Below are 6,169 nucleotides of genomic sequence, written 5' to 3'. Positions count from 1 at the left end.
CATATCTTATATAGGTTGGTATCGTAAGTAGAATTCTTAATTGGCTCACCTGTACGAAAGTTAACAAATATCAAGTCCTTCATGCAAACTTCTCTATCAAGCCCTGTCCTCGGATCAATGAAAGTCAACACTTGAGATAGTGCCATGGACTCTTTTCTAATACTTCTTTTTTGATATAAGCCATATAAAATCTCAAAAGCTTCTTCTGTAAGCGGAATTGTTCTAAATCCTGCCATTGTTTTCGGAGGACCAGCTCTCCAATAACCACGCTCATGTCTGTACTCTAAAGCCTTATCAATTGTAATGGTCCGATTTTCAATATCAAAGCTGTCCCAGGTAAGGCCTATCAATTCTCCGGTTCTAAGCCCAGTCTGTAAAAGTAGCCTAAACTGTTTTGCATTATGATTCTTGTCTGCGAACTCAAGAAATCTTTCCTGCTCGTCTATCGTCAATACTCTTCGAGGCACCTTTACTTTTTTCATCTTAAAGTTGACGGCGTCCAGCGGATGCTTAACTATCAGATCATTCATCAAAGCCGATTTAAACATAGAGCCAATACATATATATGTCTGATAAACTGTGGATATTGCATATTCCGTCTGCATTTCATTGAAAATCTGCTGACAATGCATAGGTTTAACATCAATCAGAAGCATTTTCCCAATATAGCTTTGAACATTATTATAGTAACGTTCTCTATAGTTTCTTATTGTATTGGGTGATAGCCCCTGCTTAAAAGTCTTTATCCAGTACAGAAACCACTCGTCTACAGTCATATTATATTCAATAGCTGTGTCAGAATGTTTTTCATCCTCAAGTTTACTGATTGTTATCCACTTTTTCGCATCTGCTACACCATCAAAATATTTTTCTACTCTTTTTCCACTCTTATTCGTAAATCTGGCTGAATATAACCCATCCTTTCTTTGCACAATACCTTCACCGATCTCTCGGCCTCTTAAATCTTTGCCCAAAATAATACTCCTTCATATTAAAAGAAGCATCATCACGCGTGTATAAAAATAACATAGAACACCCATTTTTTCAACCATATCAGCCTCCGTCAAATGAGCTCCACGTTATTCAAATACTCGTCAAATGCTTCTCTTTTAATCAATATTTTTCTGCCTACCTGAAAGGAAATCTTGTTTAACGGATCTTTACATAATTCCCTTATTCTGTTTATTCCTATATTGGAATACTCAGAAGCTTCTTCTATGACTGACTTCATAACCGGATGCAAGATTGATTTTAGCGTTATTTAATAATTGTTCACAATAAAACATTGTATAATTATTTTGTCAGTTATTGTTCAGTTAAATTCTGTTTTCATGGCTAAAGGAGATAATTATATGACCCCTGACCAGTATGCAAGATCAAACAAAAAAGTATTTCAGATCAACCTTATTATTGCCTTTACTGCGCTTTTTATGGTAGTGCTGGATGCTGCAACACACGGAATGAGCCTGGGGCTTGTCATCGAGATTGTCGCTGTCCTGGCAGGTGTGCTGCAGATGACGGTTGGATTTATCAAATTCAGAGAGACCAGGTTTGGCGCAGTGGTCATTCTGGGAGGTCCGACTCTTTACTATATCATTATCATGATAATACAACATGATATGATTTTTTATGCATTCGCGATACCGGTAATGCTGTCGTGTATTCTTTATTTGGACTTAAAGCTCTATGTGGTGGGACAGATGACTATGACCATAGGCGGACTTATTGTCCTGGTCAGAAATCTTATTGCTACAGGTTCGATACCCAGGGACCATTTTGTGGCCGGTTTCATAATCATTCTTGCGGGAATTGCCGGAATAGAGTCGCTTAAGATGAGGCGGACACTGGTAAGAGAGGACGACGAGGCCATCAAGAAAGGGCAGGAGACCCAGGAAAAGACCCGTATCCAGATGGTGGAGATCGCCAAGGAAATTACGGGGCTGTTTGATGAGGCCCATGGGGAAGTCGATGAGTTAAAGAGCATCATAGGAAGAAACCACGATGGCATGAGGGAAATTGCGGGCAGCACAGGAAATACCGCAGCTGCCGTGACAGAGCAGTCACATCAGATAGCAGATATCCATGAGCAGACGGAAGTGGCTGATGCCAAGAGAAATCAGATGGTTGAGATGTCCGAGAGCACGCAGAAAGCCGTTATTGATGGGACTAAGGTCATCGACCAGCTCAAGGACAAGACCGCAAATGTTGTTGAGATGAGTGATAAGACGGTGGCATCCACAAGAGCTGTCACTGAGAAGGTCGAAAAGGTTGAGAAGATTGTCGGTTCCATCATATCGATATCAAAGCAGACCAATCTTCTTGCGCTCAATGCTTCAATTGAGGCAGCGCGTGCGGGAGAAGCCGGGAAAGGTTTCGTTGTGGTTGCCGATGAGATAAGGCAGCTGTCGGAGCAGACCAGCAGTGCTTCAAATCAGATCACCAGCATCATGCAGGAGCTTTCCGCTGATGTTCAGAATGCGGTAGACTCTACCAATGCGGCAGCTGAGTCTGTCAAGGCTCAGGACATTCTTATCAGAGAGACCGCAGATACTTTTGAAGAGATCGGGGAGAACGTTGGAAACCTTATAGGAAGATTTAATGATATCGGTACTTCCATAGAAGCTATAGGAAGAAGTGCAACGGAGATCAATAATAATATTGCGAGCCTCGCCGCCACAAGTGAGCAGGTGGCAGCTTTGTCCGGTATGGGCGAAGAGGGAGCAAGGACAGCGGTGGAGAAATTTGATGAGTTTGATATTCTGCTGAAGGGGATATATGATCAGGCGCAGAGGCTGAAATAATGTAATACCGGTCAGAACCGTCCCAATGTCATTTAGATAACGGTACCCCCCTGACCCCATTTTCAATTTATAGTAATCTCGGACTGAGAACCGGAGGAGAAATAATGGCCAACTTAGATAATACTGATGAAAAATTGACAACACAAGATGATTTTTCAGAACTATTCATAAAATTCGTCGATGCCATGGTTGATTTTGAACATTTTTCCAGAGAAACCCTGGTTGATGTTCTTTGCAGATTGGCTCGTTCTTTTCGTCTGACCAAAGTTGTCACAGAGTTTTATAGGAGCAGTGTGGATGAAAAAGACGGCAAGGGAGAAATCCTCTGTGATTTCAATGAAGGTTCTGCGGACATTGTTGTGCTCAAAAAAGAACTCATTTCAAGAACAGGGGCTATAGTTAGAGCCATAGCATATTCTGCCAAAGGCACAGAACATTTGAGCAATAAAGAAGAACAGCAGCTTGACATCTGTCTGCGTTCCATGATGAGTTACGTAGGACGGAACCGTATGCAGACAGCAATCGAGAATCTCGCGTTTCATGACGACAATGGATATCCGAATTTTGCATATTTCTTCCGCCATCTTGAAAAAATGAATAAAACAGGTGGATTTAACGGCTTTACCGCCATTATGTATAACCTTAAGGATTTTTCTGTCATAAATCGTGATCTGGGATTCGAAGAAGGCAACGCCGTTATGAAAGCCCATTTCGATACTTTAAGGGATATGATTGGAAATAGTGGTACTGTGTGTCGTGTGGGCGGGGATAGCTTCGCAGCTATATTCCCAAATGAAATGTTGGAGAAAATTCTCGCTTTTTTTGAAGGCACACCTATCATATATGACCGGCTGACTTCAAGCAGCGCAATCGTATCAGCATATGCCGGAGTATTTATCATTCCGAGTGATTTCAAATATGAAAGGCCGGGCAACATTGTTGAAATGATCTTGCCCACTTGTCAGACTGCTAAAATATCCGATGAAACTGATGTTGTATATGCGAGTATGCAGTATATAGAGGATAAAGAGAATGTTTCAAAAATCCGCAGACATTTTGAAGAAGCTCTAAATAATTATGAATTCCATGCATACTATCAGCCAAAAGTAAATGTTGAAACGGGCAGGATCATAGGCGCAGAGGCTCTATGCAGATGGATCAGGGATGGAAGGATAATACCACCTATGGATTTCATTCCGATACTCGAACGTAACACGGATATATTCCGGCTGGATTTCTATATGCTTGATCTTGTTTGTAAGAATATAAGAAAATGGTTGGATGAAGGGAAAAACGTGGTTCGGATATCTATTAACTTTTCCCGTAAGCACCTGGCTGATCCGGAACTTTTGGATAAAATCGCCAGTATAATAAACCGATATGATATCCCATATGAATACATTGAGATAGAGCTAACCGAGACAACTACAGAAGGCGATTATCTTAAACTCAAAAAGCTGGTCGAAGGTCTTACAAAGATAGGTATACATTCATCCATTGATGATTTTGGTATCGGCTACTCTTCCTTAAATCTTATCAGGGAGTTGCCATGGAACGTAATGAAGATTGACAGAAGTCTACTTCCGATATCTTCAACCGACCAAAAAGATCTCTCTACAGTTCTATATAATCACATAACAGCTATGGCATCTGACATGGGAATCGAATGCATTACAGAAGGTGTTGAAACTGCTGAGCAGGTTCAGCTTCTTCGTGACAATTATTGCTTATATGCTCAGGGATACTATTATGACAAGCCGCTTCCTCTGGATGAATTCGAGAAACGGCTTGAAATCGGACAGTATCCTATCAATTAACATGGCAATAATTTCCAACGCTTTTCCGCTATCCATAAACCATGTTACAGTAAAATTAATGAGGGCTTATCGGACTCCATTTGGTTGTCCTTTTATTAACCTTTTGCAAGAGTGCCCACTCTTAAAATGGGCTAAGCTGTAGACGGTCTTCCTCTTCACAAGGTCAAGATGTGAATTCCACCATGAGTTATGATTCAGTTAAAATCCACCTCATAAACAGGTGGCCGTTACTGCCGCCGAGTGGCTGCTGGTTATCGCATCAGTGGCCGACGGGCGGCGTAAAATGCAGCATAATTTTGTGCCAGGCATTTTTTAGTGTGATTATTCATTTTTTCCACGTATCAATGGACTCCCTCTGGATAATATGAGGGGGGGAGCCCGTATTGCTCAATGTCATTAAGTTAAGATGACACTATAAAGATCTCTACATCTGAAAATGATGTAGGGGTCTTTTTTTCTATCATATGTGAATTGTCAAGGTGCGGCGCCACCTCATGTAAAGGAATCACTTCCTTGGTGGGTGGCTGAATATCGGAAACGATATCCACCTTTACCACGTCCTGCTTTGGAATGGCAACAGACTATGTTGATTAATCCTGTTTTTTGATTATAAAAGGTCATTAGTACATCAAGAGGAACACAAATCCACTTGATACCCCACATACAAACAAATTCTTTTTCATAACATCCCTTCAGTGTAAAATCTGAAGGGTCCTCCCTAAAACAATACCGTGGCAATTTGTCACGGCTTTATTATTGACTTATCCTCTAAAGAATACCATTTCTCAATCACTCTTCACTTTTCAGATTATATCTCCACCTAAGTACTGCAACTCCAATGATGATCACATATCCTGCGAATGACAGCAATGTTGACATCTCTCCCAGGAACAGTATGCCAAGTATTGCGGCGAATATGACCTGTGTATAATGGCCCCCGGGGACGGGGGCAATGTCATTTAGATAAGCCGTCGACTTTTTAATTGAATAGTTATCCCAAATCAGAGGTGAAATACCCTCTGATTTTTTTACGCTTTTTAAAAAAAGCTTGACAAGTCAGCCAAAAAATGTTGCCGCGCCTTGATTATAAGACATTTAGGTAATTGCGAAACGCGCTTTGCTCGTTCGCAATCTTGAATTTAAACAAGGAAGAATTCATGCAGAGCATGAATTCTTTGATGCAAAAATGTGAACTAGCAATTTGGGCGCACTTTAATAAGCATATGGCTTAATGAAGTTGGTAAGTCCTACGCGATTAGCGGTTTTACACTGCGGATATACTCATGATGTTTGATTTTGTCAGCTAGAACGACGGTGATGAGCTGAGTGATACCTGCAAGAATTAGATCAGCATGCAATGTTTTTTCATTTTGTGTGCGACGCCCTGCAAGACAGAGATTCTCTTTCATGTGATTGATATCTCTTTCAACGACGGTTCTGATTTTATAGGTGTTATCCCATTCTTCAGTACCGCGCAGTATCCCTGGATATGCACGTAGATTCTTTTCGGGATAGATATATATCATACGGCCGCAAGGAGAATTAGTGCAG

The 6,169-nt window shown here is 41.1% G+C and carries 4 protein-coding genes and 1 pseudogene; 2 read left to right on the top strand and 3 right to left on the bottom strand.

Annotation, left to right across the window (positions count from 1 at the left end; genetic code table 11):
- Together BMW61_RS21240 and BMW61_RS23010 are read right to left on the bottom strand one after the other, a co-directional pair.
- Positions 1 to 974, bottom strand: a 974-nt coding sequence (locus tag BMW61_RS21240; RefSeq protein WP_091826034.1) for a tyrosine-type recombinase/integrase, incomplete at its 3' end; no start/stop codon positions are given.
- An 89-nt stretch (positions 975 to 1,063) separates the two neighbouring features.
- The gene (locus BMW61_RS23010; protein WP_091826031.1) at positions 1,064 to 1,231 is read right to left on the bottom strand and encodes a helix-turn-helix domain-containing protein; all 168 of its coding nucleotides are present in this window, start codon (positions 1,229 to 1,231) and stop codon (positions 1,064 to 1,066) included.
- 121 nt (positions 1,232 to 1,352) lie between these two features.
- Between BMW61_RS23010 and BMW61_RS21230 the strand changes: the two genes are divergently transcribed.
- Both BMW61_RS21230 and BMW61_RS21225 read left to right on the top strand, forming a co-directional pair.
- Positions 1,353 to 2,801: a methyl-accepting chemotaxis protein gene (locus BMW61_RS21230; RefSeq protein WP_175475342.1), complete on the top strand. Its 1,449-nt coding sequence runs from the start codon at positions 1,353 to 1,355 to the stop codon at positions 2,799 to 2,801.
- A gap of 104 nt (positions 2,802 to 2,905) precedes the next feature.
- The gene (locus tag BMW61_RS21225; RefSeq protein ID WP_091826025.1) at positions 2,906 to 4,618 is read left to right on the top strand and encodes a bifunctional diguanylate cyclase/phosphodiesterase; all 1,713 of its coding nucleotides are present in this window, start codon (positions 2,906 to 2,908) and stop codon (positions 4,616 to 4,618) included.
- A 1,342-nt stretch (positions 4,619 to 5,960) separates the two neighbouring features.
- Here BMW61_RS21225 and BMW61_RS21220 read toward each other — a convergent pair.
- A pseudogene (locus BMW61_RS21220) lies at positions 5,961 to 6,169 on the bottom strand (ISNCY family transposase); the annotation flags it as partial.

Origin of the sequence: Butyrivibrio sp. ob235 (assembly GCF_900109475.1) — a bacterium.
In the GTDB taxonomy this organism is placed as follows: Bacteria; Bacillota; Clostridia; order Lachnospirales; family Lachnospiraceae; genus Butyrivibrio.
This window is presented reverse-complemented; position numbering and strand designations above follow the sequence as displayed.

Bases quoted from the DNA above. Each gene is read 5' to 3' on its own strand.
- BMW61_RS23010 (WP_091826031.1), bottom strand. From the start codon at position 1,231: ATGAAGTCAGTCATAGAAGAAGCTTCTGAGTATTCCAATATAGGAATA.
- BMW61_RS21230 (WP_175475342.1), top strand. From the start codon at position 1,353: ATGACCCCTGACCAGTATGCAAGATCAAACAAAAAAGTATTTCAGATC.
- BMW61_RS21225 (WP_091826025.1), top strand. From the start codon at position 2,906: ATGGCCAACTTAGATAATACTGATGAAAAATTGACAACACAAGATGAT.